The sequence below is a fragment of the Natronomonas gomsonensis genome, from assembly GCF_024300825.1.
Classification (GTDB): Archaea; Halobacteriota; Halobacteria; order Halobacteriales; family Haloarculaceae; genus Natronomonas; species Natronomonas gomsonensis.
This window is the reverse complement of record NZ_CP101323.1, coordinates 1985174-2009370: the sequence shown is the minus strand read 5'-3', so window position 1 is coordinate 2009370 and position 24197 is coordinate 1985174. Positions and strand designations below refer to the sequence as shown.

The following is a 24197-nucleotide window of genomic DNA, read 5'->3' as shown; positions in this document are numbered from 1 at the left end:
CCGGCGGTCGCTTACAGCGCGCCGGTATCGATGCCGACGACAGTTTCCTCGCTGGTCGTCCCCGGGACGGTCAGCCACTCCTCGGCGGTCGGGTCGTACGCCTGAAACGGGCCGAAGGTGTAGCGGTCGCTCGAACCGATGCCGTCGGGCGCCTCTGCGAAGTAGGTGACCGACCCGGATTCCGTCGCGTCCATCTCGAAGTACACCCACTTCGTGTCGCCGGGGGCGGGTTCGGTTCGTTCGGCGTCGCCGGCGATGGCGTCCCACGCCGCCGGAATGCGGTCCCGAACCCGGACGGCCTCCGTCGCGTCGAAGGTGAGGTCGATTTGGTTGGGTTGGCCGGCGGTGAACACCGACCCGTCGTCGGTTCGGGTGCCCTCGACGACGAGTGCCTCGGTCACCGGGCCGTCATAGCGGTCGATTTGCTCGGGCTTGGGGACGCCCGATTCGGTGGATTCGTCGGATTTCCGTATCTCGAAGGCGTCGGCGACGACCGGGTCGCCGTCGTCGGTCTCGCTGGTGACGTACTCGACGCGGATGCGTTCGTCGTCGATGTCGAGTTCGGTGACGCCGAAGTGGCGGTTGCTCCGCCGTGCGAGGTAGTCGCTGGGGGCGGTGTTGCCGAACCCGTAGTGGGAGGTGCCGCCGGTGCCGTTGGTGACGAACGTCGTCCCGTAGGGCGACTCCCAGTTCCACGCCGAATCGGGACCGTAGTCCTCGCGGTCCGGGCGGGCCTCGATTGGTTTCGTCCGCTCGTAGACGTGGTTGTCGCCGCACAACACGAGGTCGACGCCGTACTCGTCGAACAGCCTCCCCCAGCGGTCCCGGAGGAGACTGCGCGGTGCGTGGTCCGGTGAGTCCGTCCACAGCGGGCCGTGGAAGTAGACGACCGTCCACGTCAGGTCGTCGTCCTCGGCGGCGTCTTCCAGTGTCGCTTCGAGGAACCGTTCCTGTACGTCGCCGTAGGTGAGTCCGCCGAACTCACAGCGGGGGTCGTAGATGGGGACGAACTCCTCGCCGCGGCCCACGTCGCCACAGCCGTCGGTGGTCGTCGAGAGGCCGATAAAGCGGGTGTTGTCGTAGTCGAAGTGATACCACCGCTGTTCGTGCTGGAGGTCATCGAGGCCGAGGGTGTCGTCGACGGGCATCAGGTCGTTGAGTCGGCGGTCGTACTGGAGCAGTCCCGTCCCGGGTTCGGCCTCGTGGTTGCCGGGGACGGTCATGAACGGCGTCTCGGCGTAAAACGATTCGAAGGTCTCGAAGTACAGCTCCCACGTCGAGGGCTTGCCGTTGGCGTAGGCCACGTCGCCGGGGAGCAACTGTACGTCGGGGTCGCGTTCGGCGGCGGTCGCCATCACGCGCTGGGGGTCGTCGGTGTTGGCCCGCTGGAAGGGGTTGTTCGGGTCGGCGACGCCGTGGTCGCCGACGGCGGTGACCGAAAACCCGGATTCGGGGTCGGCCGTCGAGACGGTAAAGGACTCCGAGCGGCGGTCGTCGAGGGCGGCCGCGTACTCGTAAGTCGTCGCCGGGTCCAGTCCCGTCACGGTCGCGCTGTAGGCGACCGCTTCCTTCCCCGGAACCGGCCGTGGGGTGGCGCTGACGGTCGTCGCCGGCGCGTCCTGCTCGCCGATTTCGAGGCGGGCGTCGGCCGCCGGCGCGCCCGTCCATCCCACGCGGAGCGTCGTCGCGGGGTCGCGGCCGTAGGCGACGTGGACGCCCGCCGGCCCGTCGGGGACCTCGACTTGACCGGCGGCCGAGGAAACGAGAAACGGCGTCGTGGAGGCGGCGGCGACGCCCTTCAGGACCCCACGCCGCGAGAGGTCGTCGCTCATCGGTCGACACCTCCAGACAGGTCGCCGGCGCCGGGCAGCGTCTCCGGAAGCGTCGGCAGCGGTCCGCCGCGGAGTTCCTCCAGTTGGACCTCGCCTTCGGGGACGCGATAGCTTCGCAGGAGGCGCTTGGGCGCGTCGGCGCCGTCGACGGTCCGGTCGACGCCGTAGGCGGTGTAGACGGCCGCGTCGTCGGTGAACTCGACGGTGGTGTAGCCGTACCGCGACCAGTTGAACCACTCGATGTGAGGGTTCTGGGATTCGACGAGCAGTTCGGCGGCGTCCTCTTCGAGGTCCGGAGGCGTCGGTGTCTGTGCGCCGAGGTTGTCGCTCGTGATGCCGGGCGACATGAATTCGACGCCGACGCGGTCGGCCTCGGCGCCCGGAAGCGGCTGTTGATGCTCGGGGTCGCGGTAGTCGGTCTTCGCGTAGGCGGCGACGTAGGCGTGCATGTCGCCGGTCAGCGTGATGAGGTTGAGCGCGCCGTCGCGGCCGCGGGCGGCCCGCTGGAACTCGCCCATGATGAGTTGCCGTTCGTGTTCGTAGCCGTCCCACGCGTCGTAGTTCACGAAGAAACTCCCCTGCTCGCCGGCGTTGGTGGCCTTCAACGCGGCGTTCAACACGGAGTTGCCCCACACCTTCCACGTCGCCGCCGACTCCGTGACGCCGTCGAGGAACCACTCCCGTTGGTCGCCGCCGAGCATCGTCCGGTCGGGGTCGTCGACGTTGCGAGCGGGTGGGGCGGCGATGTCGCGTTGGCCGAACTCGTCTTCGGGCGGCGGCGAACGATACAGGCGCTCGTCGGTCATGAACAGCTCCGCGAGTTGGCCGAATTCGAGCGAGCGGTACAGGCGGAACCGCTCGTGGAGGTCCTCGGCTGTGCGGTCGTACTCGACGCGGAACGGGACGTATTCGGCCAGCGCCTCGATGCCCTCGACGTACAGCCGTCGCATCTTCTCGGGGTCGTCGCCGTAGGGGTGGGAGGCGGTGTTCGGCGCACCCGTCTCGTAGTTCCACCAGCGGTTGTTGACGATTTCGTGGTCGTCCCAGGTCATCACGAGGGTGTGGCGGGCCAGCGCCGCCTGCATGTGCTCGTCGGCGCGGTAGGTGCGGTGGATGGTCCGGAAGTCAGCGAGGGTGTGGGCCACGTCGTTGCCCGAGGGCAACTGGATGTCCCGGTCAGGTTGGTTGCCCGCGCCGCCGTACTCGTAGACGAAGTCGCCGAGGTGAAGCAGGTAGTCGGCGTCCTCGCGGGCAATGTGTGCGAACCCGCCGAAGTAGCCGTGGAGGTAGTTGTTACAGGACGCACACGCGAGTTTCAGTCGGTCGGGGTCGGCCTCGGGGTCCGGTAGGGTCCGCAGGCGGCCGACCGGCGAGGCGTCGCCGTCGTAGACGAACCGGTAGAAGTAGAAGGTGTCAGCGTCGAGTTCGCCGTCCAAATCGACGTTCAGCGTGTAATCGGAGTCGGGGCCGAACGCCGACGACGGTACCCGGAAGTGTCGCGTCTCGGCCGTCGAGAAGTCGGCGTCGGTGTTTGCCGTCTCGCGGTCCGGGGCGGGCGTCACCTGCAGGCCGACCGGCTGGTCACCCTCGTAGGCGGCCGGGTCGATTCGCGTCCAGACGATGGCGCCGCTCGGTGTGGGCCCGCCGCTCGCGACCGATTGGGGATACACCGCTTCGCTCGTTCGGTCGACATCGAAGATGTCGTCGGCCGCCGCCGCTCCGTGTGGGTCGGCGTTGTTGGCCGCCGCGCTGCTCGAAAACAGCATCGCCAGTGCACCCATCGCCGACCCGGCGCCGGCGGCCTGTAGGACCGCCCGCCGCGTCGATGTCGTCGGTTCGGTTCGCTTCTGCCGTCCGCTCTGTCCCGCAGTCATCACCGCTCACTGACAGGAGGATGGGTAAAAATCCACTAGCAGAAGCGTCCAAATAATTACGTTAAACGCTCTCTTCGTGCCGCTATCAGGGGATACGGGGTGTTCCGCTGTCCTCTCTGTGTGTCCGTATCTCAGGGGACGGGTTGCGGGCGGACCCCAGCCGGTCAGGTTGACGACTCGATTTCGTCGAACAGCGCGGCCACCTTCCGTTCGATTTCGTCTCGAATCTCACGGACGTCCTCGAGTTCCTTCCCGTCGGGGTCGGTCAGCGCCCAGTCGTGAACGTCGACGCCGTCGTCGACGTCGCCGACATCTAACGTCGAACACCCCATCGTCGCGACGTACTCACACGAGTTCAGTTCCTCGACGGTGATTTCTCGTGGCTTGCGCTCCGAGAGGTCCAAGCCCACCTCGTCCATCACCTCGATGACTTCCTCGTGGACGGCGTCGGCGGGGTCGGTGCCGCCGGTGAGGATTTCGATACGATCTTCGAGGCCGCGCCGCCGTCGTTCGCGTTCGGCGAAAGCCGTCGACATCTGGGAGCGTCCGGCGTTCTGGACGCACATGAAGGCGATGCGAACCGGGTCGGTGGTGTCGTTGGTGGACATGTTAATCGTCGTTCGTCGTGGGTTCGGTCGTCGAGTCGTCGAGACTGCCGGTTTCGAAGCCGCTCCAGTCGAACCGGCGCTGGAAGTACAGCGCGACGTTGACCAAGGCGAGTAAGACAGGCACCTCGATGAGCGGGCCGACGACGGTGGCGAAGGCGACGCCGGAGCCGACGCCGAAGACGGCGACGGCGACGGCGATGGCCAACTCGAAGTTGTTCGATGCGGCGGTGAAGCCGATGGCGGTCGTCGTCGAGTAGTTGGCGCCGATGCCACGTCCCATCGCGAAACTGACGAGGAACATCACGACGAAGTAAATCGTCAGCGGAACGGCGAGCAACAGCACGTCGGTCGGCTGGTCGACGATGGCGCCGCCCTGGGTGGCGAACATCACGACGACGGTAAAGAGCAAGGCGACGAGCGTGAGCGGGTCGATTTTCGGGACGAGCGATTCGTCGTACCACTGCTCGCTCTTGACTCGGGTGCCGACCGTGCGGGTCAGGAAGCCCCCGGCGAAGGGGATGCCGAGGAAGACGGCGATGGCCCAGAAGACCTGTCCGATGGTGATGTCGAAGGTCGTGATGCCCGCGACGAGCGTCTCCATGCCCAACAGCGGCGGCAACACGAGCGCGAAGAACCAGACGTAGACGCCGTAGGTGAGTATCTGAAAGAGGCTGTTGAACGCGACGAGTCCGGTGACGTACTCGGTGGAGCCTTCGGCGAGTTCGTTCCAGACAAGCACCATCGCGATACAGCGGGCCATCCCGATGAACACCAATCCGAGGAAGTACTCGGGGCGGGCCGGCAGGCCGGGAACGAGACCGCTGAAAAAGAAGACGGCCAACCCGAACATCAGCGTCGGGCCGATGAGCCAGTTCTGGACGAGACTGAGGCTCAACACCCGCCAGTTCGAGAACACCGTCGGGAGCTTCGAGTAGTCGGCTTTCGCCAGTGGCGGGTACATCATCAAGATGAGGCCGATTTCGACGAGGTGGAACTCCTGAATCGGCTCGGTGACGCCGGGGGCGAGAAAGCCCAACCCGACGCCGAGGGCCATCGCGCCGAAAATCCAGACGGTGAGGTACTTATCGAGGAAGTCCATCGACCGCGGGTCCCCACAGCTCTCACAGTCACAATCCGGGCCGTGCTCGTGGGCGTTACTCATCGATGCTGCCCTCGAGGACGGTGACGAGCGCGACGGCGCGGTTGGTCGCTCGGTACTTCTTCCAGCGGCCCTCCTTTCGACCCTCGACGAGGCCCGAGTCGACGAGGTTCGACAGCGCGTGGCTGAGACCGCTCTCGCTCACGTCGACGAGCGGCGTCAGTTCACAGACGCACAACTCCTCGCCCGCGGCGACGAGCACGCGGACGAGCGTGTAGCGCGTCTCGTTTGCCAGCGCCGAGAGCACGCCGAGTTCCGCCTCGACGCGGGCCTCCCCAAGCGCGCGTTCGAGGGCCCCGAGTTCCTCGAGGCGACGCTCGACGTCCTCGCTGCGACACTCCCCGAGTTCGTCTTCGAGGTACCGCTGGAGTCGTTCCGTGGCTTGTGCCATCGGAAAACAGTTGAACAGACTCTCAAGTAATTGTTTCGATAAGGCGTTAAAAGCATGTCTATAGGGCAGAGTATAAGAAAAGCTTGAGCAGCAGCTAAATTGACTCTACACACCAAAGCTCGCTTCCCCCACCCCGTGCAATCGACGCCACGCTATGTGCGGTATATAGCACTCGATAGCACTCGGAGTCGTACGTTGTCCTCTGTGCAGGACGTGAGCCGTACCCGACGAACAGTATCCGGTGATAGGGCTATTATAAACCGGTTTAGTACCAGTTCCGTTCTCATCAGGTGATGACGCAGGACTCAGAGCGTCCGAGCGTGGCTGTATCGCGGCGGAAAATGATTCTCGCGACCGGCGCCGCCGGGGTAGCATCGCTTGCTGGCTGTCTGGGCGGCGACGAGGGGACCGGGTCGGCCGACGATTCGGGTACCGCCCCGCTGACCGCCGACGGCTCTTCGACGGTGTACCCGATAACGAGTCGCGGTGGGTCGCTGTGGAACGGCAACGCGCCGGCTTCCGACGAGGAGTACTGGGGTCCCAGCCAGTACGGCATCGAGACGGACAAGAACATGGCCGACTACTGGGCCGGCCTCTACGGCTTCGAACCCAGCGGCGAGGAGGGCACCCCGCCGTTCTTCGTCAGCGTCGGTCTGAACCACACGGGTGTCGGTCTCGAAAAGCTCGAAAAGGGACAGGTCGACATCGGTGACGCGAGCGCCCCCGTCAGCGCGGAGTTCCCCGACCGACCGGAGTCCGAACTCGAACCGTTTACGGACCACGTCGTCGCCATCGACGCCCAACCCATCATCGTCAGTTCCGAACTGTACGAGGCGGGCATCACGCAGTTGACGCTCTCGGACATCCAGGACATCTACCGCGGCAACGTCACGAACTGGTCGGAGTTCGGCGGCCCCGACAAGGAAATTCAGGCCGTCGGTCGTGCGGTCGGCTCCGGGACCGACACCTCGTTCCGCGCGAACGTCCTCGGCGACCCCGACGCCGAGATGCCCGGTGTCGACACCCGAAAGGGCCAAAACCAGCAGGTCAAGACGCTCGTCGACAACTCCGACAACGCGATTGCGTACATCGCCCTCGCCTTCGTCGACGACGCGACGCCGGCCATCGACCTCGAAATCGAAGGGACGCTGTACGAGTACCCCGACGACTTCGGAACCCTCGATTACCCGCTGTCGCGGGCGCTGCACTGCTACACGTGGGACGGCACCTCCGACAAGGAGGCCGCCTTCCTTCGGATGATTCTCAGCGACTACGGCCAGCAGATGTTCGTCGAGACCAACGACTACCTGCCGCTGAACGACGACCGCAGGCAGGCAGAGATTGACAAACTCCCGGAGCCGTCGAACTGAGCCGTTCGGAACCGAATCACTCACGAAACTTCTCACTCCATGCTCGGCTCGACCCTGTTCGGACGGCTTCCGCGACTCGAACGGGCGAGCGGACTCTCGACGAAGGCGGCTGCGATGCTCGCCGTGCTGTCGTTCAGTCTGTTCGCGACGTTCGCGTTGTTCCTGTTGAATAGCCCGCTCGCTGCGGTTCCGTTGGTGGCGTTCGTGGGAGCGGTCGCCTACGGCTGGGTCGCCCACCAAGACGTAACCGCACGAGTCGTCACGCTCATCGCCACTACCTCGACGATTGCGATTCTCGGCCTCATCACGGTGTTCATCTTCTATCGGGCGATTCCCGCCTTCCGGGTAATGGGCACCGGCCTGTTCGGCTTCACCGACCCCGTGACCGTCTTCGGCGTCTCGCTGCCGGCCGTCGAGACGTTCTGGAGCACCGGTTCGAACACCTACTCGCTGGTGCCGATGATTTGGGGGACGCTCGTGACCACCGCCATCGCGATGGTCATCGCGGGACCACTCGGCATCGCGGGGGCGCTGTTCCTCGCGGAAATCGCGCCGCCGATGGTCCGCGACGCGGTGAAGCCGGGCGTGGAGATTCTGGCCGGCATCCCCTCTATCGTCTACGGCTATCTCGGCTTCGTGACGCTGAACACGTTCCTCTTCGAGAACCTTCGGATGTCGAACCTCGGGAGCCTCTTTCTGGTCGGACTCGTCATCGGCTTGATGGCGCTGCCGACGGTCGTCTCCGTCGCCGACGACGCGCTCACGAGTGTGCCTGCGAGCATGCGCGACGGCTCCGTCGCGATGGGGGCCACGGAGTGGCAGACTACCAAGAGCATCACGCTCCCGGCGGCGCTGTCGGGCGTTTCGGCGGCCGTCCTGCTTGGCATCGGTCGGGCCATCGGCGAGACGATGGCTGCGACGGTCATCATCGGCCACAGCCAACAGCTCCCGCAACCGCTGGCCGATGTCTTCGCCAGTACCGAGACGTTGACGAGCCTCATCGCCAGTCAGTACGGAAACGCCGACGGTACGCATCTGAGCGCGCTGTTCGCGGCGGGAGTCGTGCTATTCGTCACCGTGTTGGTGTTGTCCGTCGGGGCGCGCCGCGTCGAACTTCGGATGGAGAAGAAACTCGGGGGTGACCCATGAGCGACGAGTACGCCTCGACGCTGGTCACCGACGAGACGACGCTCGGCGAACGCGTCGCTTCGACGGTCATCGGCATCGGTCTCCTCGTGTTCATGCTGTCGGTGCTGGCGGTCGCCCGTGTGGTGACCGAGGAAGCGTCCGTCCTCGGCATCGGTCTGTACGACTTCCTCGCCGTCGGCCTACTGACGATGGGTCTCGGTGTCGGCGTCGTCGGCGTCGGGTCGGCACTCGGGGCGTTCGATACGACGCCCGACCAAACCCCTGGCACGGTCACGGCTGGGGTCTTCGGCGTCATCGCCGCCGCTGCCGTCTGGCTTGCGACCCTCCAACTCGGCGTGCTCGGTCCGCTTGGTGGCTTCCCTGTCGGCCTGCTCGCGGGCGCGGTCACGTTCGTCGGCCTCGGCCTGTTGTCCGAGGACATCGGGTCGACGCTGCCGGCGGTCGTCGTCGCCGTCGCCGTCTCGGGGGCCGTCCTGACGAACCTGCTGACGCCGGCGTGGCTGTGGGACCCCGAGTGGCTCTCGGCGGCGTTCAGCGGGTCGATGACGATTCCGACGCTGACGGCTGCTGCCGCGCTCCTGACGGCGTGGGCTGGCGCGAAAGCCTACGGCGGCTACGGCAGCGAGGGCCGACAGGCCGGCGCGTACCTCCTGGTCGCGTTGAACGCCCTCGGGATGTTGGCCGTCCTGTTGGCGGTCATCCTCTTTATCGTCACGAAGGGAATCGGTCCCGCCTTCGAGGGGTTCTCGCTGTATCCCTTCGATTGGCCGTTCGTACTGAACGGCTACTCGTTCCGCCCGGACGTGGTCAATGGGGTGTTCCCGGCCATCGTCGGGACGCTGTATCTCGTCGTCGGCGCGACGGTAACGGGCGTGCCCGTCGCCGTCGCCGCCGCCGTCTTCCTCACCGAGTACGCCGAACAGGGACCGTTCGTCGGCGCGGTCGAAATCGCCACGAACGGGCTGTGGTCGACGCCTTCGGTCGTCTACGGCCTGTTCGGCTACGCGTTCCTCGTGCCGCGACTCGGCGGCACCACCTCGCTGCTGTCGGGCATCCTCGTGTTGGGATTCATGCTGATGCCGCTGTGTCTCATCACCTCTCGGGAGGCCATCAAGTCCGTTCCCGACGAGTACCGCGACGCAAGCGCCGCCCTCGGTGTCTCCCAGTGGGAGACCATCAAGAGCGTCGTCGTTCCGGCGGCGATGCCCGGCATCGTCACCGGCGTCATCTTGGGTGTGGGTCGCATCGCCGGCGAGACGGCACCCATTCTCTTGGTGATGTCCGGTGGTTTGCGGGACGACGCGCCGAACGTTCTCGGGTCCTTCGAGTTCACGTCGGCACCGCCGTTCGTCGCCAACGACGCGCTACTGCAGAGCGCGCCGGCGCTGCCGTATCAACTGTACGCGACCATCACCTCGGGCGTTTCCGCGGATAACGCCGTCGAGTACGGCTGGGGAACCGCCTTCGTGCTGTTGGTGGTCGTGTTGTCGTTCTATGCGGTCGGTATCGCCACGCGGATGTACTTCAGACGGAGACTCAACTATGAGTAACACGACACTAAACGAGACGGAACGGACCGACGAACCCCAGACTCCACGGACGACGACGGTCGGTGAGTCCGAGGAGACGATTCGGCCATCGTGGCGCCAGTACGACTTCGAGGGCGACCCGAAGATTTCGGTGAGTGGCCTCAACGTCCACTACGGCGACGACCACGCGCTGAAGGACATCGGCATGGAGATTCCCGAGGAGAGCGTCACCGCGCTCATCGGACCGTCCGGATGCGGGAAATCGACGTTCCTCCGGTGTCTCAACCGGATGAACGACCGGATTCGAGCAGCCGAAATCGACGGCAACGTATCCTACGACGGCGAGAACATCTATCGGGACGGCGTCAACCTCGTCGAACTTCGCAAGCGCGTCGGGATGGTGTTTCAGGCGCCGAACCCGTTCCCGAAGTCGATTCGGGAGAACGTCTCCTACGGGCCGCGCAAACACGGCGACATTCGAACCGGGTTCTTCGACCGCCTCACCGGCCGCGACGACCGCCAACAGCGGGACCGAATCGTCGAGGAGTCCCTCCGGAAGGCGGCGCTGTGGGACGAGGTCAAAGACCGCCTCGACGAGAACGCTCTCAGCCTCTCGGGGGGTCAACAGCAACGGCTCTGTATCGCCCGCTGTCTGGCGGTCGATCCCGACGTCATCCTGATGGACGAACCGGCCTCGGCGCTGGACCCGATTGCGACGGCCAAAATCGAGGACCTCATCGAGCAGTTGGCCGAGGAGTACACCGTCGTCGTCGTCACCCACAACATGCAGCAGGCCGCCCGCATCTCCGACCAGACGGCCGTCTTCCTCACTGGCGGCGAGTTGGTCGAGTACGGCGACACCGACCGGATTTTCGAGAACCCCAACAGCGACCGCGTCGAGGACTACATCACCGGCAAGTTCGGATAACCATGGCACGAACGGATTATCAGCGCCAACTGCGGACGCTTCGGGCCGATGTCGTCGAGATGGGCGAGGTCGTCCTCGGCCGCTACGACGGCGCGCTGACGGCGTTAGAGACGAAAGACGAGGAACTCGCCCGGGGGGTCATCGAGGGCGACGACGAAATCAACGAGACGTATCTCGACCTCGAATCCGACTGCATCGGCCTCTTCGCGCTCCAACAGCCGGTCGCGAGCGACCTCCGGTTCGTCGCCGCCTCGTTCAAGATACTCACCGACCTCGAACGCATCGCCGACCTGGCGAGCAACCTCGCGGGTTACGCGCTCGACGCCGAACGCCAACGGTACCCGGAGGTCGATATCCGACACATCGGCGAGCGGGCGCGGGCGATGGTGGCCGACGCCATCGATGCCTACGACCGCGGCGACGCCGGGATTGCACGTGAGGTCGCGCTGCGCGACGACGACATCGACCACCTCTGTGAGACGGCCAGCGGGACAGTCGTCGAGGATTTACTCCGGACGAACTACGGCGACGAGTCGGCGGCGATACTCGAAGACACCTCGCGGTTGCTGTTGACGATTCGGGACCTCGAACGCGTCGCCGACCACGCGGTCAACGTCTGTGCACGCATCGTCTACATGGTCGAACACGATGACGAGTTGATTTACTGATATGAAACGAACTGCAACCGACGGCGGGCCGGCCGAACGGAAGGTCCAACTCGCTGGCGGGTCGACGTTCACCGTCTCGATTCCGAAAGGCTGGGCACAGGAACGCGACATCGCGCCGGGAACCGGGCTGTTCATCTACCCGTTCGAGGATCGATTGGTGGTCGCGCCGACCGAACACGCCAGCGCCGACCGGAGAGCCACGATCGATGCCGATACCTTCGAGACGGAGATGCTGGTCCGGCGGATTCAGGCGGCCTACGCCGCCGGCGCCGACACGATCGAGATTGAGGCGACGACAGGGTTCTCGCCCGAACAACGGCGGGCCGCGACCGGAACCATCACCGGGCTGGTCGGCATGGAGGTCGCAGAGGAGACGACCCGGTCGCTCGTGGTTCGGAGCCTGCTCGACCCGGCTGAAATATCGCTCCAACAGACGATTAGCCAACTCCGACAGCTGGCGCTGCCGATGCATCGCGACGCCGTCGAGGCAGTGGTCGAGGGCGACGCCGAGTTCGCCCGTCGGGTCGCGTTGCGCGACGACGACGTCGATCGCCTGTTCGCGCTCGTCAGCCGACAGTTCTACCGCGTCCTCGTCGACGTGCGCGAGATGGACCAACTGGAGACCGACCGACTGACCGCATTCACGCAGTTCCGCATCGCCAGACAGCTGGAACGGGTCGCCGACCACGCCGAGGGTATCGCGGAAATCGTCGGCCGTCAGCCAGCCCCACCGAACGGAGAGATCGCCGACGGAATCGAATCCCTCGCGGCCGACGCTCGCGGCGTCGTCACGACCGCCCTCGACGGCCAGCCGGTCGAAGCTCTCGACCGTCGGACCGCGGTCGTCGACGCACTTGAGGAGTTCGACCGAACTCTCTACGACGACGGTGGCGACGGGGCGTACCTCTACGGGCGTCTCCTCGAGCGCATCCGCCGGACCGCCAAAAACGGTGGCAACATCGCGGAGGTCGTCTCGCTGGTCGACGCCGTCGACGGCGGGCCGTGACCCGCTCCGAGACGAAATAACGAAACCGGCGTATCTGGCCCCTCAAACGGCTGTTTCTCCACCCTCGGGAATCAGCTACGCGCTATATACTGCTTCTTAGCGTTTGCATAAACGAGGAGACCACTAATGGCAACTAACACCACTCAAACCGGACCGAACGTCTTCCAGAGCAGAATCGGTAGCTTCACCGTCACCGGGAAAGCCCACAGCCTCAGCGCGTGGTTCGTCCTCGCGCTTCGGCTCATGATGGGTTACGCGTTCCTCTACTCGGGGATTACCAAGGTCCTCGCCGCGGAGCCGTTCAGCGCGGGTGGCTACCTGAACAACGTCGCCGCGACGAACGGCAACCCCCTCGCTGGTGTCTTCGCGTGGATGGGTTCGACGCCGTGGTTCGTCGAGTTCGCGAACGTGGCCGTCCCGTGGGGTGAGGTCCTCATCGGCCTCGGCCTCATCGTCGGTGCCGTCGTCCGCCTCGCGGCGTTCTTCGGCGCGCTCATGATGCTCATGTTCTACTTCGGGAACTGGAGCGTCGAACACGGCGTCATCAACGGCGACTTCGCGTACATGCTCGTGTTCCTGGCCGTCGCGGCCTTCGGCGCAGGGCGCATCCTCGGACTGGACGCCTACATCGAGCAGTACAAAATCGACGGGCAGGCGCTCATCGAGAAGTACCCGAAACTCGACTACGTCCTCGGGTAAACCACGTGGCCCCGGTTCAGCGGCCACCTAACTAACCGTCTTCAGAACGGATTTTTCGCACTGTCGACCTCCGACTTCAAGTCGACATCACACCCATGAAACTCAAAACACTCACCATCGCCCTCGCGGCCGCCATCGCCGCCTTCGTCATCGTCGGCGTCGCAGTCACCGAACTCGCCGGCCAGAGCATGGAGTTCTCGCTGTTCGTCGGTATCCCTGCCGGTCTCTTCGCCGGTGCGACCGCCGGCGCCGCGGTCGCTTTCGGTCTCGGCTCCGAGGGGGCGGGCAATCGGCGTATCGCCTTCGGCTTTGGCGCCTTCGGCGTCGCGTTCCTCGTGGCGTTCCTCGTCGGGGCGTTCCTGCTCAGCGTCGGCGTCGTCCTCTCGATACTCGTCGGCGTCGTCGTCGGGTTGGTCGCCGCTCCAATCGGCTACCTCCGTGGTCCGAAAGCGCCGCCGACCGCGACGGCTTGATTACTCGTACAAAGAGTAGGTGATGACGCCGAAGCCGACGGCGACGAGCGCACTCTCGATGAGCAACACCGCGTTGACCGGCAGCCCGAACGCCTGATGGGCGGCGCCGGCCAGAAGCGACCCGAGCGTGACGAAGCCGAAGCCGACGGCGAGAAAGCCGATGGGCCGGGAGCCGGTTCGGCGGTAGGCGTTCGCCGCGAAGTACGTGATGAGACCGCCGAGAACGAGGGTGACGGCCTTCAGCGCGACGACGAAGGTGACGTAGTCGGTCACGTTTCGCTCCGCACCTCGGACCACATCTCGACGAGTTTGCCTTCGGGTTCGGGTGGCCGGACGATGTCGATGCCCAGCGGCGGCCCGCCGACCAAATCGAGGACGACGCGGTCGACATCGAGGGCGTACGTGGTGCGGTGGTGGCCGCCGGCCCGAATCTCCGTCCGCTCTTCGACCAGTGAGGCACCTTCGAGTTTGCTGATTTTCCGATACGTCGTCGACAGCGGCACGTCCGCCGCCTCCGAGAGTGCCTTCACGCTCCGCGGTTCGTCCAGGGCGTACAGTAACTTGAGACACTGGTCGTCGTCCAGCGCCTCGATTACGTCCTCGGGGTTTGGCCGCTCCGAGGCCGCAGTATCGAACACCATGCGGCCCCGTTTGCCGCTATCCTAGTTACGTCTTGTGCCGAACGGCACGAGACGGGTCGGACGCTCAGTCGTCGTTCTCGGCGGCCATGCGGTTGAACGCCGCCTTTTCCTCCTCGGACATCTTCGACCCTCGCGAGCGTTCGCTGAGGTGGTCGTAGTTGCCGCCGTCCCCGTTGCCTCGGCCGTTTCCGTTTCCGTTCCCTCGGTTACTCCGTCCGGGGTCATCCTCGGGTTCGTAGACGTACAGGCAGTCGTTGCTGTACGAACGGCCGAACTGGTCGGCGTCCTCACAGCAGAGCACGCGGCCGTCGTCCATCACGTAGACGTTGTCGACGTTGATGAGCGCGTCGTCGGCCACGTCGGCGGGGTCGGAGCCGTCGGGGCCGGTGATGACGGGCTCCAGCGTCGAGACGTTGTAATCGGGTTCCAACTCCGCCCGATAGACGACGCCGCCGTCGACCCGTTCCATGCCGATGTCGCCGGTGTCGTTCGAGAGGTCGTCGTTGAACTCCGAGATGCCGAAGTAGACGTAGTTGCCGGGGGTGGCCTTCTCGATGCTGTCGACGCCCTCGGCTTTGTTGAACTCGATGGAGGCCCCGATTTCCTTTGCAGCGGCCCGCGTTTCGAGGAACGGGACGCGGCGGAGTTCGTCGTCGACGCCGTCGGCACCGTTGGCCTCGTACTGGTCGGCCCACTCCAGAATCTCCGCGTCGGTGATGTAGTCCTGATTGCCGTTTGCGACGACTTCGCGGTCGGCTTCCTCCACGACGTCGGCGGTCACGTCGTCGCCCTCGCTCCAGTCGGCGTGGGTTTCGAGGTAGTCGACCTGCGTCACGTCGTCGTAGTCGGCAATCCACGATTCGACCTCGCGGTTCGACGCCGACCCGAGTTCCAGCCACTCGATTTCGAGGTTCGTCTCGGCCGGGGAGTTCTTCGCTGCGGCCTCGGGATTGGTCACCTTCGGCGCGTACAGCGTCCCCGCGATGTCCATCGGGTCGTCGTAACTCTGGATTGGCCGGTCGGCGACGAACTTGTAGATGCCCTTACTGTCGCCGTCCGAACAGCCGTAGACGGTCTTTTTGTCGTGTTGGATGTCCGGCGCTTCCCATGCGGCCCGACCCATCACGTAGTATTTCACCGGCTGTGGCGTCTCCGCGGTCGGCTCTCGGATATCCACGTGGTAACCGTAGCGATAGGGGTTGGGATACGTATCGCCGATTGGGTCGACGGTGTTTTCACCGTCGCCTTGATCGATGGGGTCGGCGCCGAGGTAGTACGCGAGGAACTCGACGCCGGTCATCGCCCAGTAGCCTTGAACGTACCACGAGTCGTCGCCGTAGTAGGAGTCGATTGCCTCCTGAATCCCGTTGGGGTTCGGCCGGTTCCAGAACTCGTGGGCGCCCCGGATACCTTTGCCGGTGCCGGCGTCGGCGACGTCGCTCACCGTTGCGGTCAGCGAGACGCGCGGGTGGGCGTAGTTCTCCTCGGAGGAGACCATCGTTCCCCACGGGCTCAAATCGCCGTAGCAGTTGATTCGCGTTCCGCCGATGTCGCGGAAGGCGTCGGTGTTGGCGACGTTCATCGCGTTGTCGAGGTCGGCGCTCCACTCGCCGTCTTCCTTGCTGAGGGGGATGCGTGAGACGTTCCCGGGACTGTTCTCCCAGTTGGTAAAGAGATAGCCGTCGCCGTCGCCGGTGGCGACGAACTCGTTGCAGTCGGGGTTGAACGCGGCATCCCCGTACTGGGTGCCTTCGAAGTCCTCTTGGGTGATGTCCTCCCCGTCGGGGGTCTGGGCGACGCCGAGTCGTTCCGTCCCGCCGTTGATGGGGTCGGCCTCACGGGCGAGCAACTCGAAGTCGCCGTCAGCCCCGCGGACGCGTCCCTGTTCGTCGTTGGTCTGAGGCGTCGACAGCTCCTCGAAGTCGTCGTTGGAACCGTCGAACTCGAAAGAGAACCCCTTGAAGTAGCCGATGCCGCTCTTGTCGAACGGCGCGGGATTGTCCCGGCTTGGGTGTTGGAGACTGTACAGTAGTGACCCGTCCTCGAAGACGTAGGGACCGGTCACCTCGGCTCCGAGCGCCGTCGTCGAGAATCGCTTGAGGTCTCCCTTGACGCTCGGCGCGCCGGGTGTGTCGGAATCGTCGGTCTGTGCCACGGCGACGCCGGAAACGCTCGCCCCGAGGGCGGCGGCCACCGATGTCGACATCAGTTTCCGTCGAGTAAACTCGACCATACGTGAGGAGAGCGGCGAGGTTCGTACAAAGCCGCTTATAATAGGGGTACGTCGCCGTTGGGTCGCCACCGAGGCGTCTGGACGATTACGTACGGCTCTGTTCGGCTTCGGACGGGTGGCCCCTCTCGTCGGATAGGTCGGCGACCCCGTCGCGTATCTCCTCGGCGCGGGTCCGGACCGCGGCGACGTAGCGTTCGACCTTGGCGGGTTTCTTGCCGTAGAAGGAAGCAACCCAGTTCACGTCCGCGTAGGGTTGTGTGAGGAAGTACGCCGCGAGCGTATCGCGGCCGGCCTGAATCACCTCCGGTGGAATGCCTCGCTCGCCCGTGCCGGCCTCCTGAAAGCCGTTAGTGTCGAAGTACACGTCGGCGTACAGTTCGGCGAGGTCGGGGTCGGCGAAGGTGACGCCTCGATGTTCGGGCACCTCGAAGCGATAGCGTGTCCCCTCGTCGCTCGGTGTCTCACATTCGACGATTCGGACGTCGAGGACGTACTCTCGGTAGGTCGATTCACCACTATCACTGCCGAAGGAGTCGGTCGTCGCCATATGCGAGGATTCGTCGAGCGGCGATAGTACGTTTATAATTCCGGTACGTAGCGGTACCGAGACGAGGGGAGCATTCGGAAGCCGCTCAGTTGACGTAAACCGTCTCCTTGACGACCGTCTGAAAACTGGCCTCGGTGTCCGTGAACGTCGGGCGGTTGCCCCGTCTGCTCGACGGCTTCGAAGGCGAGGATGGTTTCCAGTGCCACCTCATCTTCGACGTACAACTGTGGGAAGCCGTCGTAGCGGCGCTTACTCGGCGAGCGATACCGTCGTCGTCTCCTCCCACGAGCGCTCGTCGACGACGGTCAGCGAGGAATCGCCGAAGACGTAGAGATGGTCACCGACGTAGGCGGCCCGGCGTGCGCTGCCGTCGGTGTCGACGGTCGTCTCGACATCCAAGCCGTCGGTGTAGTTGAACACGTAGCCGGTGTCCCCGGCGGGCAGGAAGAACACGCCGTGGCGGCGGTCCAAGAGGAAGGCGTGGTGGCTCTCGCCGACCGCCGACCACCGCTGGTCGAGGATGCGGTCGGTTTCGACGGTGGGGTTCGAGGGCTCGGACACGTCGAAGACGACGAGTTTCACCTTGCCGCCTTCCTCGCCGATGCCGAGGATGCGGTCCTCCGAAAGCGGATGGAGGTACGACGAGAAGCCGGGGAGTTTCAACTCGCCTTCGACGGTGGGGTTTTCGGCGTCGGAGAGGTCGACGACGTGGAAGGGGTCGATTCGTCGGAACGTGACGACGTAGGCCTCGTCGTCGGTGTAGCGAACCGAGTAGATGCGCTCGGTGATGCCCATCCCCTGTACCGAACCGGTCACATCGAGGTCCTCGTCGAGAACGTAGAGGTCGTTTTCGCTGTCGGTGCCGAAGGCGCCGTCGACGGTCGTCGCGATGCGGAACTCGCCGTTGCGTTCGTCCAAGGAGAACTGATTCAGCGGCCGGCCGGGGACCGACCCGGTCGCGCCCGCTTCGACGCTCGGGGCGTCGGTGTCGTCGCCCTCGACGTCGAAGGCGACGATGCCGGTTCGCTGGAATCGGCGTTTGTTGTCCGCGGCCCACGCTTGCAGGTCATCCTCCAGGGCCTGTTCGGCTTCGCGGCGTTCGGAGTCGTTCAACCCGGCCAGCCACGAATCGATGGTCCGCTGTATCTCGAATCGCTTCGAGCGCTGGCTCAATTCGTAGCCCCGAATCTCCTCGATTCGGTCGACGGTGTCCTCGTCGAGGCGGTCGGACTGATTGGTTACGAGGAACTCCGCGACCATATCCGCTCGATTGAGCGGTTTCTGGTAGGTGACGTACACCGAGTCCGCGGAGACGTAGACGACGCTGTCGCCGCCGGACCCGACGAAGGAGGCGCTGTCGCTCGCCTCGCCGTCGGTCGGGTCCAACGTCGTCACGGTGTAGGTGGCGTCGGCCGGCGCCGGTTCGGTGGGGTGGTGAATCGAGGAACACGGCACCACCACGTCGTCCATCGGCCGAATCGGACAGGGACTCCGGCGGTCGACGCCGTCGACGGTGACGAGATAGACGGTGCCGGCGTGGAGTCGCGCGGTGACCACGCGGTCAGAGAGGGATTTCGACCACGTCCGTTCGGGGTTCTCGCGGTCGGCCACGTCGTAGCCGACGAGTCGGTCGCCCTCGAAGACGACGAGGCTGTCGTTGGCCAACAGTAGTCGCCCGGAGACGTTCAGCCGACTCGCAACCTCCGGAGCGGCGGGGTCGGAGGCGTTGATGAGGTGGACGCCGCTTCGGTCCTCCGTCGGCGCTTCGACTGGCTCGCTCTCGACGGTCCGGCCTTCGGGGGTGGGTTCGGGAATCGGCGTCGGGTGGACGTAGCGCTGTCGCGTCGCGTAGTACAGCGTGTCGCTCGTCGTCTTCAGCCGGTCGGGTTCGTCGATGCCCTCGATTTGGACGTTCGTATCGGAGGCCCGGCGCTGTTCGCCGACGCTCGCTCCGCTCCCGCCGTCGTCACCGCCGGCTTCCGCCTGCGGTTCGGCGGCGGGCGCGTCCGCCGAGGTGGTCCGTGCGGTCGACGCTTGCACCTGGTCGCCGAGGCCAGCCGTTCCCGACGTGGCCTCGGCTTCTCGGAGATACGACCGGAACTCCTCCGGCGAGTCGAACGTCGAGACGGCGTCGTCTTCGGGTGATTCACTCGGGTTGTCGGGGACGGTGTCGAGTACGACCGCGCCGACGGTCCCACCGACGAGCAGGACCCCGACGACGATGGCCAGTTGCGCCATCGATAGCGAACCGATGCGTGTCATACCACCCCTGTTTCCCGTCGAACGGATAATGTGTTACCGTAGAACAAAGAGCGGTTTTACCTACTCGCCGTAATGCTCGCAACCGACAGACGCGCCGTGCAATTCATCGGGGTCGGAAACTCCTAATGGATACAAATTGATGAGACAAACCGGAATGGACACCGCTACAGATATTCGAGTTGTTCGACGGTCGTCTTCGTCAGTTCTCGACCTTGGGAGATAACGCGCTGCCATCCGGTCATCTCCCGTATTCCTTCGGCTGTTCCCTTCGGGTGACGATGGACGCCCGCTGCGACGACGTGGTCGCCGTCGGTGATTCTCGCCACGTGGATGCCGACGAGCCAGGGGCCGTCACGCCCGCTGACGACGCCTTCGAAGCTTTCGAGCGAGGTTTCAATACCCAGCAACACACTGCTCCCCGATTCCGAGCCCCCACGTGCTGGTCGCGGGCCGGTAAGCCATTCGACGGACTCGGCGTCGGTAACGCCGGCCCGTCTGAGGATCTCTCGGGCGATGTCGTGCTGCAGCAGCTCCGGAGTATCCATTCTGACAACCGGATTGGCAGAGCGTCCCGCGACCGACGCATCCGGCGTTGAAAGAGTTGTCAGGCCGTACGATACGCCAGCCAAGGGGGCGGGCTGCCCAGCATCCAAGAGGGCGCCTGCGGAGCCGACACCAGTGCCGTCCACCTGTATTCCGCTTGCGTCGTCTGTGGGTATGGGACGCCCGACGACGACTACCGTCGATGTGAGTGACACCTCTTCCCCTGGGGCGGCCGGTTCGAACTGAATCGTTCGTTCGTCGGTATCCTCCACCAATCCAAACCGCTCCTCGGGGCTGTTCCCATCGGTGATGACGAGCACTCGATTGTTCCCGCTACGGGCCGACCGCCAGCCGGGAACCGACCGTTCGGTCGATTCGTCACGGTCGATCGTCAAACCGGCCATCCAGCCCCGTTTGTGGAAGAATTCCTCGCCAGCAACCCAGTACATCTCTCCCTCGGTGTCGTCGGGAACCCGGAGCGGTTCCTCTTGACCCGTTTCGAGTCCCGACAGGAACCAGAGAGCGGTCCTGCCTTCCTCGGCGTCCGACCGGACGGCTTCCGGAACCAGCAGGGTGGCCCCGTCGCTATTGATGGTCGGTGTGGGATCGAACTGGGTCAACTGCACTGACTCGATACCGATATCGCCGGACGGAACGACCGTTGCGCCGTTGCTGATGCGGCCGTCGTTAGCCGTCTCGACGAACCCAAAAACACCCGAATGAAGCGGATTCGACCGTCTGGGGGAGCTTTCGACGGTTCGTACCATCTCGTCGAAGGCGACGGTGACGGACTCGGTTGCGATGTCGCCGTCGGCACTCGCATCGAGTTCCGGCGGGTCGTACGCCTTGACCCAGGCATCCGAGAACATCCACTGGGTCCGTGCTCCCGACGAGTCCTCAACCGTCACGGTGAGTTCCTTGCGGCCTTCGTCGAGTTTGCCTTCCTCGATGGCGAGGCGCCAATCTGTCAGCTGGGTTTCACCGGGCGTAATCCCGCGTTCGAGCTCCAAGTCGCCGTAGGCCGGTTGTCCCCAGCGTTGTCCGCCCTGTCCATCCGTCTCGGAGTACCGCCTCGGGAGAGCGAGCGCCCGAACACCGACGATATCGACACCGTTGAGTGAGACTGTAACGCGAGCTGCCCCGCCCTGGCCGTTTTGCTCGCTGTCGGGCCGTGGCATCGTGGATGCTGCCTCGGCGTCCGAACCGACGCCGACGAACGCTGCCGTGCCACTGGCTCGCATCACTCGTCGATGTTCGTCGCCGGAATCCATACTCACGTCACCCCATCGATGTTCGTCAACTGAAATGGAGACCGAATACTCGGTGTTCCCATCGCGGCCTCAAACCTCCTCTCGCTCCATCCTATCGAAGGCGATAGTGGCCGACTCGGTTGCGATATCGCCGTCGGCACTCGCGTCGAGTTCCGGCGGTTCGTACTCCTTGACCCAAGCATCCGAGAACGTCCACTGAAATTGTGGGGTACCTTCCTCATCTTGGAGAACCACCGCAATCTCCTTTCGTCCCTCGTCGGCTTTGCCTTCCTCGATGGCGACGCGCCAGTCAACCAAGTGAGTTGCGCCGGGTTTGATTCCACGCTCCATGGTCAGGTCGTCAAAACTGGTCTGTCCGATTCGCTTCCGACCCTCTGGCCCCGTATCGACCTCAGAGTAACGCCTGGGAAGATCGATTCGACGAAACCCGGCGACTTCGACACCGTCGATTTGAACTTCAAATCGGCCCGCTCTCATGGGTCCGTGTCTATCCGGCATTCTACGCCCCTCCGTATCCCGCCGCTCGGTTGTAGACGGCCATGTGATTGGTCACCTCGGCTTCGGTGATGGACGGCCCATCGACGTCGATTGTGGCCGAATCCCGAACCGTCTCCGAGAGCCACAGGTTCTCTTGGTCCTCGTCTGGTAACACGACGGGGTCAGCCTCAAACGACGGTGTAACCACATCCGAACACCCGGCCGTGCTTGATGCTACAATAACTGTTGCTGTGATGAATCCCCGCCTCGAAATCGGTGTGGTCCTTGTTCCCTCACCACTCATGAGTTTTATAATACAATTAATATATAATAATCTTTCCCACCATTTTGCAAAATACACACGTCCCGCTGTGGACCTGAGTGAGCGATTCACCAGCACCTGCGGTATCGCTTCTCGCTGCATAAACCCTGAAGACCCAGTGCTGCATGCGTTAGCCGTGTTTGAAGACCGTCTGCAGAACGCCATCCACGTTTATACTGCCGGCGGCCCTACCCAAACCAGTGAGGTATCCATGACCGGAACACAGGGAGCGCGGGTGCTCACCGTGTCGTGTTCCGCCGACGGTCCGACGGCCGCTATCGAAGGCGAGGGGTCGTTTGCCGTGCTCACGGCGACGGATGCGGCCGGGGCGCTGACTCGACTCGACGAGGCCGACTGTGTAGTGGTGGTCGACGATGCGGACCTCGACGCGGTCGGGGTGCTGGAGGCGGTTCGGGAACGCGACACCGAAATTCCCGTCGTCGTCGTGGCGGACGACGAGACGGTCGCCAGCCGAGCGGTCGCCGCCGGCGTCGACGAGTTCGTACCGAAGACGACATCCGACGCCGAGCGCCGACTGCTCGAGCGACTCCGTGCGGCACTGGAGGGGGCGCCGCCGCTCCGGACCGACGGCGCCGCTCGCATGCCCATCGAGAACCTCGGCGTGCGCGAGGAACTCCGACTGAAGGAGCGGGCCATCGACGAGGCGCCGGTCGGCGTCACCATCGCCGACGCCGACCGCCCAGACGAGCCGATGGTGTACATCAACGACGCCTTCGAGCGGCTGACGGGCTACCCCAAAGAGCGCGTCGTCGGCCGCAACTGTCGGTTCCTGCAGGGTGATGACTCCGACCCCGAGGCCGTCGCCGCGATGCGGGAGGCGGTCGATTCGGGCTCTTCGGTGTCCGTCGAGTTGCTCAACTATCGGAAGGACGGCGAGCCGTTCTGGAACCGTGTCGACATCGCACCGGTCCACGGCGCCGACGGCGAGGTGTCGCACTTCGTCGGGTTCCAGACTGACATCACCGAGCGCAAGGAAGCCGAGATGGAGTTGAAGCGCGAACGGCGGAACCTCGAACACCTACTGGCTCGCATCAACGGCCTTCTCAAGGACGTGACGCGGGAACTCGTCGGGTCGGAGCGACGCGCCGAGGTCGAACGGGGCGTCTGTGACAGCGTCGCGGCCGTCGACACTTACGAATTCGCGTGGATCGGTGTCCCCGACCGCTCCAGCGACACCCTCGCGGCGACGGCGTCGGCCGGCGAGTGGGCGGTCCGAACCGACGACCTCGGCGTCGACCTCGCGGCGTCGGACCTCCTTCCGGCAGCCATCGCCTACGAGACCGGCGAGTTGCAGGTCGTCACCGACCGGGCGGAACTGACGGCCATCGCCGAGCAGTCGCCGTGGATGGACGCCGAGGTGGTCCGTGGCATCGCCGCCGTCCCGCTCGTCTACGGCGAGACGACCTACGGCGTCCTGTCGCTGTACACGACGGAGGAGGCGGCGCTGAACGAACACGAACGGGTCGTCCTCGAAGCCATCGGTCGGGCGGCGGCGACGGCGCTGAACGCCTTGGAGCGCGGCCGCATGCTCGCGACCGACAGCGTCCGACAACTCGACGTCGAAACCACCGACGAGGGGCTGTTCTTCGTCGACCTCTCGGAACGGACCGGCTGTTCGCTCACCTACAACGGTTCGGTGTACCGCGAGGACGGCTCCGTGCTGATGTTCTTCCGGTCGGACGGCGACGCGGCGGCCATCCTCGATACCGTCGAGCGATACCCACACATCGCGTCGGCGGAGGTGATACACGAACACGGCGGGGAGACGCTGTTCGAGTTCGCCGTCACCAACGACTCCCTGCCGGCGACGCTGGCCGAACGTGGCGTGCGAATCTGCGAAATCGGCGTCGTCGACGGCGTCGCCACCATCGAACTCGAACTGCCGAGCGAGGGCGACGTCCGGGCCATCGCCGACCTCCTCTCGGAGCGGTACCCGGAGACTGACATCGTCGCCCAACGCGAGCGGGAGCGGCCGCCGTCGACGCGACAGGCGTTCGTCGCCGACGTGGAGGACCGACTGACCGAACGGCAGTTGACGGCGCTGCAGAAAGCCCACGTCAGCGGCTTCTACGAGTGGGACCGTCCGGTCACGGGAGATACGCTCGCGGAATCGATGGGTATCGGACGGGCGACGTACCACCAGCACCTCCGGGCGGCCGAGCGGAAACTCATCGAGGCCTTTTTCGAGCGGTAG

The 24197-nt window shown here is 64.8% G+C and carries 22 protein-coding genes; 9 read left to right on the top strand and 13 right to left on the bottom strand.

Annotated features, from left to right (window positions below; all coding sequences use genetic code 11):
- Positions 1-11: 11 nt before the first annotated feature.
- The 5 genes from NMP98_RS10805 to NMP98_RS10785 form a co-directional block, all read right to left on the bottom strand.
- Positions 12-1832 (bottom strand): metallophosphoesterase, encoded by a 1821-nt coding sequence (locus NMP98_RS10805; protein ID WP_254857574.1) that lies wholly within the window; start codon positions 1830-1832, stop codon positions 12-14.
- On the bottom strand, positions 1829-3706 hold the full coding sequence (locus NMP98_RS10800) for an alkaline phosphatase D family protein (RefSeq protein ID WP_254857573.1): 1878 nt from the start codon (positions 3704-3706) through the stop codon (positions 1829-1831). The genes NMP98_RS10805 and NMP98_RS10800 overlap by 4 nt, the downstream gene beginning before the upstream one ends.
- Before the next feature lie 164 nt (positions 3707-3870).
- Positions 3871-4314 carry a low molecular weight phosphatase family protein gene (locus tag NMP98_RS10795; protein WP_254857572.1) on the bottom strand — a complete coding sequence of 148 codons (444 nt, stop codon included), beginning with the start codon at positions 4312-4314 and terminating at the stop codon, positions 3871-3873.
- Between the two features lies 1 nt (position 4315).
- Positions 4316-5476 carry an ACR3 family arsenite efflux transporter gene (arsB, locus tag NMP98_RS10790; RefSeq protein ID WP_254857571.1) on the bottom strand — a complete coding sequence of 387 codons (1161 nt, stop codon included), beginning with the start codon at positions 5474-5476 and terminating at the stop codon, positions 4316-4318.
- Positions 5469-5864 (bottom strand): ArsR/SmtB family transcription factor, encoded by a 396-nt coding sequence (locus NMP98_RS10785; protein ID WP_254857570.1) that lies wholly within the window; start codon positions 5862-5864, stop codon positions 5469-5471. The genes arsB and NMP98_RS10785 overlap by 8 nt, the downstream gene beginning before the upstream one ends.
- 293 nt (positions 5865-6157) lie before the next feature.
- Here NMP98_RS10785 and NMP98_RS10780 point away from each other — a divergent pair, with 293 nt between their 5' ends.
- The 8 genes from NMP98_RS10780 (at position 6158) to NMP98_RS10745 (ending at position 13686) form a co-directional block, all read left to right on the top strand.
- Entirely contained in the window at positions 6158-7234 is a 1077-nt protein-coding gene (locus NMP98_RS10780; protein WP_254857569.1) for a PstS family phosphate ABC transporter substrate-binding protein, read from the top strand.
- A gap of 39 nt (positions 7235-7273) precedes the next feature.
- Positions 7274-8383 (top strand): phosphate ABC transporter permease subunit PstC, encoded by a 1110-nt coding sequence (gene pstC, locus NMP98_RS10775; RefSeq protein ID WP_254857568.1) that lies wholly within the window; start codon positions 7274-7276, stop codon positions 8381-8383.
- A complete protein-coding gene (gene pstA, locus NMP98_RS10770; RefSeq protein ID WP_254857567.1) occupies positions 8380-9933 on the top strand; it encodes a phosphate ABC transporter permease PstA in 1554 nt (517 codons plus the stop codon). The genes pstC and pstA overlap by 4 nt, the downstream gene beginning before the upstream one ends.
- Positions 9926-10840 (top strand): phosphate ABC transporter ATP-binding protein PstB, encoded by a 915-nt coding sequence (gene pstB / locus NMP98_RS10765; protein ID WP_254857566.1) that lies wholly within the window; start codon positions 9926-9928, stop codon positions 10838-10840. Before pstA ends, pstB begins: the two co-directional genes overlap by 8 nt.
- A 2-nt stretch (positions 10841-10842) precedes the next feature.
- A complete protein-coding gene (gene phoU / locus NMP98_RS10760; protein ID WP_254857565.1) occupies positions 10843-11508 on the top strand; it encodes a phosphate signaling complex protein PhoU in 666 nt (221 codons plus the stop codon).
- Position 11509: 1 nt separating this feature from the next.
- Positions 11510-12514 (top strand): phosphate signaling complex PhoU family protein, encoded by a 1005-nt coding sequence (locus tag NMP98_RS10755; RefSeq protein WP_254857564.1) that lies wholly within the window; start codon positions 11510-11512, stop codon positions 12512-12514.
- 126 nt (positions 12515-12640) lie between these two features.
- Positions 12641-13213 (top strand): DoxX family protein, encoded by a 573-nt coding sequence (locus NMP98_RS10750; protein WP_254857563.1) that lies wholly within the window; start codon positions 12641-12643, stop codon positions 13211-13213.
- Positions 13214-13308: 95 nt separating this feature from the next.
- The gene (locus tag NMP98_RS10745) at positions 13309-13686 is read left to right on the top strand and encodes a DUF8147 domain-containing protein (protein WP_254857562.1); all 378 of its coding nucleotides are present in this window, start codon (positions 13309-13311) and stop codon (positions 13684-13686) included.
- Here NMP98_RS10745 and NMP98_RS10740 read toward each other — a convergent pair whose 3' ends face one another.
- From NMP98_RS10740 to NMP98_RS10705, 8 genes are all read right to left on the bottom strand, one after another.
- On the bottom strand, positions 13687-13959 hold the full coding sequence (locus tag NMP98_RS10740) for a DUF7521 family protein (RefSeq protein ID WP_254857561.1): 273 nt from the start codon (positions 13957-13959) through the stop codon (positions 13687-13689).
- Positions 13956-14327: a winged helix-turn-helix domain-containing protein gene (locus tag NMP98_RS10735; protein ID WP_254857560.1), complete on the bottom strand. Its 372-nt coding sequence runs from the start codon at positions 14325-14327 to the stop codon at positions 13956-13958. The genes NMP98_RS10740 and NMP98_RS10735 overlap by 4 nt, the downstream gene beginning before the upstream one ends.
- Positions 14328-14391: 64 nt before the next feature.
- Entirely contained in the window at positions 14392-16560 is a 2169-nt protein-coding gene (locus NMP98_RS10730) for an alkaline phosphatase PhoX (protein WP_254857559.1), read from the bottom strand.
- A gap of 85 nt (positions 16561-16645) precedes the next feature.
- Entirely contained in the window at positions 16646-17107 is a 462-nt protein-coding gene (locus tag NMP98_RS10725; protein ID WP_254857558.1) for a hypothetical protein, read from the bottom strand.
- 249 nt (positions 17108-17356) lie between these two features.
- The gene (locus NMP98_RS10720) at positions 17357-19369 is read right to left on the bottom strand and encodes a beta-propeller domain-containing protein (RefSeq protein ID WP_254857557.1); all 2013 of its coding nucleotides are present in this window, start codon (positions 19367-19369) and stop codon (positions 17357-17359) included.
- Between the two features lie 164 nt (positions 19370-19533).
- Complete coding sequence (locus NMP98_RS10715; protein ID WP_254857556.1) at positions 19534-21183, bottom strand: DUF6517 family protein; 1650 nt, start codon at positions 21181-21183, stop codon at positions 19534-19536.
- Between the two features lie 69 nt (positions 21184-21252).
- A complete protein-coding gene (locus tag NMP98_RS10710) occupies positions 21253-21660 on the bottom strand; it encodes a phage tail protein (protein ID WP_254861315.1) in 408 nt (135 codons plus the stop codon).
- A gap of 22 nt (positions 21661-21682) precedes the next feature.
- Positions 21683-21868, bottom strand: coding sequence for a hypothetical protein (locus NMP98_RS10705; protein ID WP_254857555.1), 186 nt, complete (start codon positions 21866-21868; stop codon positions 21683-21685).
- A 325-nt stretch (positions 21869-22193) separates the two neighbouring features.
- On the opposite strand from NMP98_RS10705, the gene NMP98_RS10700 reads away from it, so the two are divergent.
- A complete protein-coding gene (locus NMP98_RS10700) occupies positions 22194-24197 on the top strand; it encodes a bacterio-opsin activator domain-containing protein (RefSeq protein WP_254857554.1) in 2004 nt (667 codons plus the stop codon).

Excerpts from the sequence above, each read along its gene's own strand:
- NMP98_RS10805 (WP_254857574.1), bottom strand. The coding sequence starts at position 1,832 with ATGAGCGACGACCTCTCGCGGCGTGGGGTCCTGAAGGGCGTCGCCGCC.
- NMP98_RS10800 (WP_254857573.1), bottom strand. The coding sequence starts at position 3,706 with ATGACTGCGGGACAGAGCGGACGGCAGAAGCGAACCGAACCGACGACA.
- NMP98_RS10795 (WP_254857572.1), bottom strand. The coding sequence starts at position 4,314 with ATGTCCACCAACGACACCACCGACCCGGTTCGCATCGCCTTCATGTGC.
- arsB (WP_254857571.1), bottom strand. The coding sequence starts at position 5,476 with ATGAGTAACGCCCACGAGCACGGCCCGGATTGTGACTGTGAGAGCTGT.
- NMP98_RS10785 (WP_254857570.1), bottom strand. The coding sequence starts at position 5,864 with ATGGCACAAGCCACGGAACGACTCCAGCGGTACCTCGAAGACGAACTC.
- NMP98_RS10780 (WP_254857569.1), top strand. The coding sequence starts at position 6,158 with ATGACGCAGGACTCAGAGCGTCCGAGCGTGGCTGTATCGCGGCGGAAA.
- pstC (WP_254857568.1), top strand. The coding sequence starts at position 7,274 with ATGCTCGGCTCGACCCTGTTCGGACGGCTTCCGCGACTCGAACGGGCG.
- pstA (WP_254857567.1), top strand. The coding sequence starts at position 8,380 with ATGAGCGACGAGTACGCCTCGACGCTGGTCACCGACGAGACGACGCTC.
- pstB (WP_254857566.1), top strand. The coding sequence starts at position 9,926 with ATGAGTAACACGACACTAAACGAGACGGAACGGACCGACGAACCCCAG.
- phoU (WP_254857565.1), top strand. The coding sequence starts at position 10,843 with ATGGCACGAACGGATTATCAGCGCCAACTGCGGACGCTTCGGGCCGAT.
- NMP98_RS10755 (WP_254857564.1), top strand. The coding sequence starts at position 11,510 with ATGAAACGAACTGCAACCGACGGCGGGCCGGCCGAACGGAAGGTCCAA.
- NMP98_RS10750 (WP_254857563.1), top strand. The coding sequence starts at position 12,641 with ATGGCAACTAACACCACTCAAACCGGACCGAACGTCTTCCAGAGCAGA.
- NMP98_RS10745 (WP_254857562.1), top strand. The coding sequence starts at position 13,309 with ATGAAACTCAAAACACTCACCATCGCCCTCGCGGCCGCCATCGCCGCC.
- NMP98_RS10735 (WP_254857560.1), bottom strand. The coding sequence starts at position 14,327 with ATGGTGTTCGATACTGCGGCCTCGGAGCGGCCAAACCCCGAGGACGTA.
- NMP98_RS10730 (WP_254857559.1), bottom strand. The coding sequence starts at position 16,560 with ATGGTCGAGTTTACTCGACGGAAACTGATGTCGACATCGGTGGCCGCC.
- NMP98_RS10725 (WP_254857558.1), bottom strand. The coding sequence starts at position 17,107 with ATGGCGACGACCGACTCCTTCGGCAGTGATAGTGGTGAATCGACCTAC.
- NMP98_RS10720 (WP_254857557.1), bottom strand. The coding sequence starts at position 19,369 with ATGACACGCATCGGTTCGCTATCGATGGCGCAACTGGCCATCGTCGTC.
- NMP98_RS10715 (WP_254857556.1), bottom strand. The coding sequence starts at position 21,183 with ATGGATTCCGGCGACGAACATCGACGAGTGATGCGAGCCAGTGGCACG.
- NMP98_RS10710 (WP_254861315.1), bottom strand. The coding sequence starts at position 21,660 with ATGAGAGCGGGCCGATTTGAAGTTCAAATCGACGGTGTCGAAGTCGCC.
- NMP98_RS10700 (WP_254857554.1), top strand. The coding sequence starts at position 22,194 with ATGACCGGAACACAGGGAGCGCGGGTGCTCACCGTGTCGTGTTCCGCC.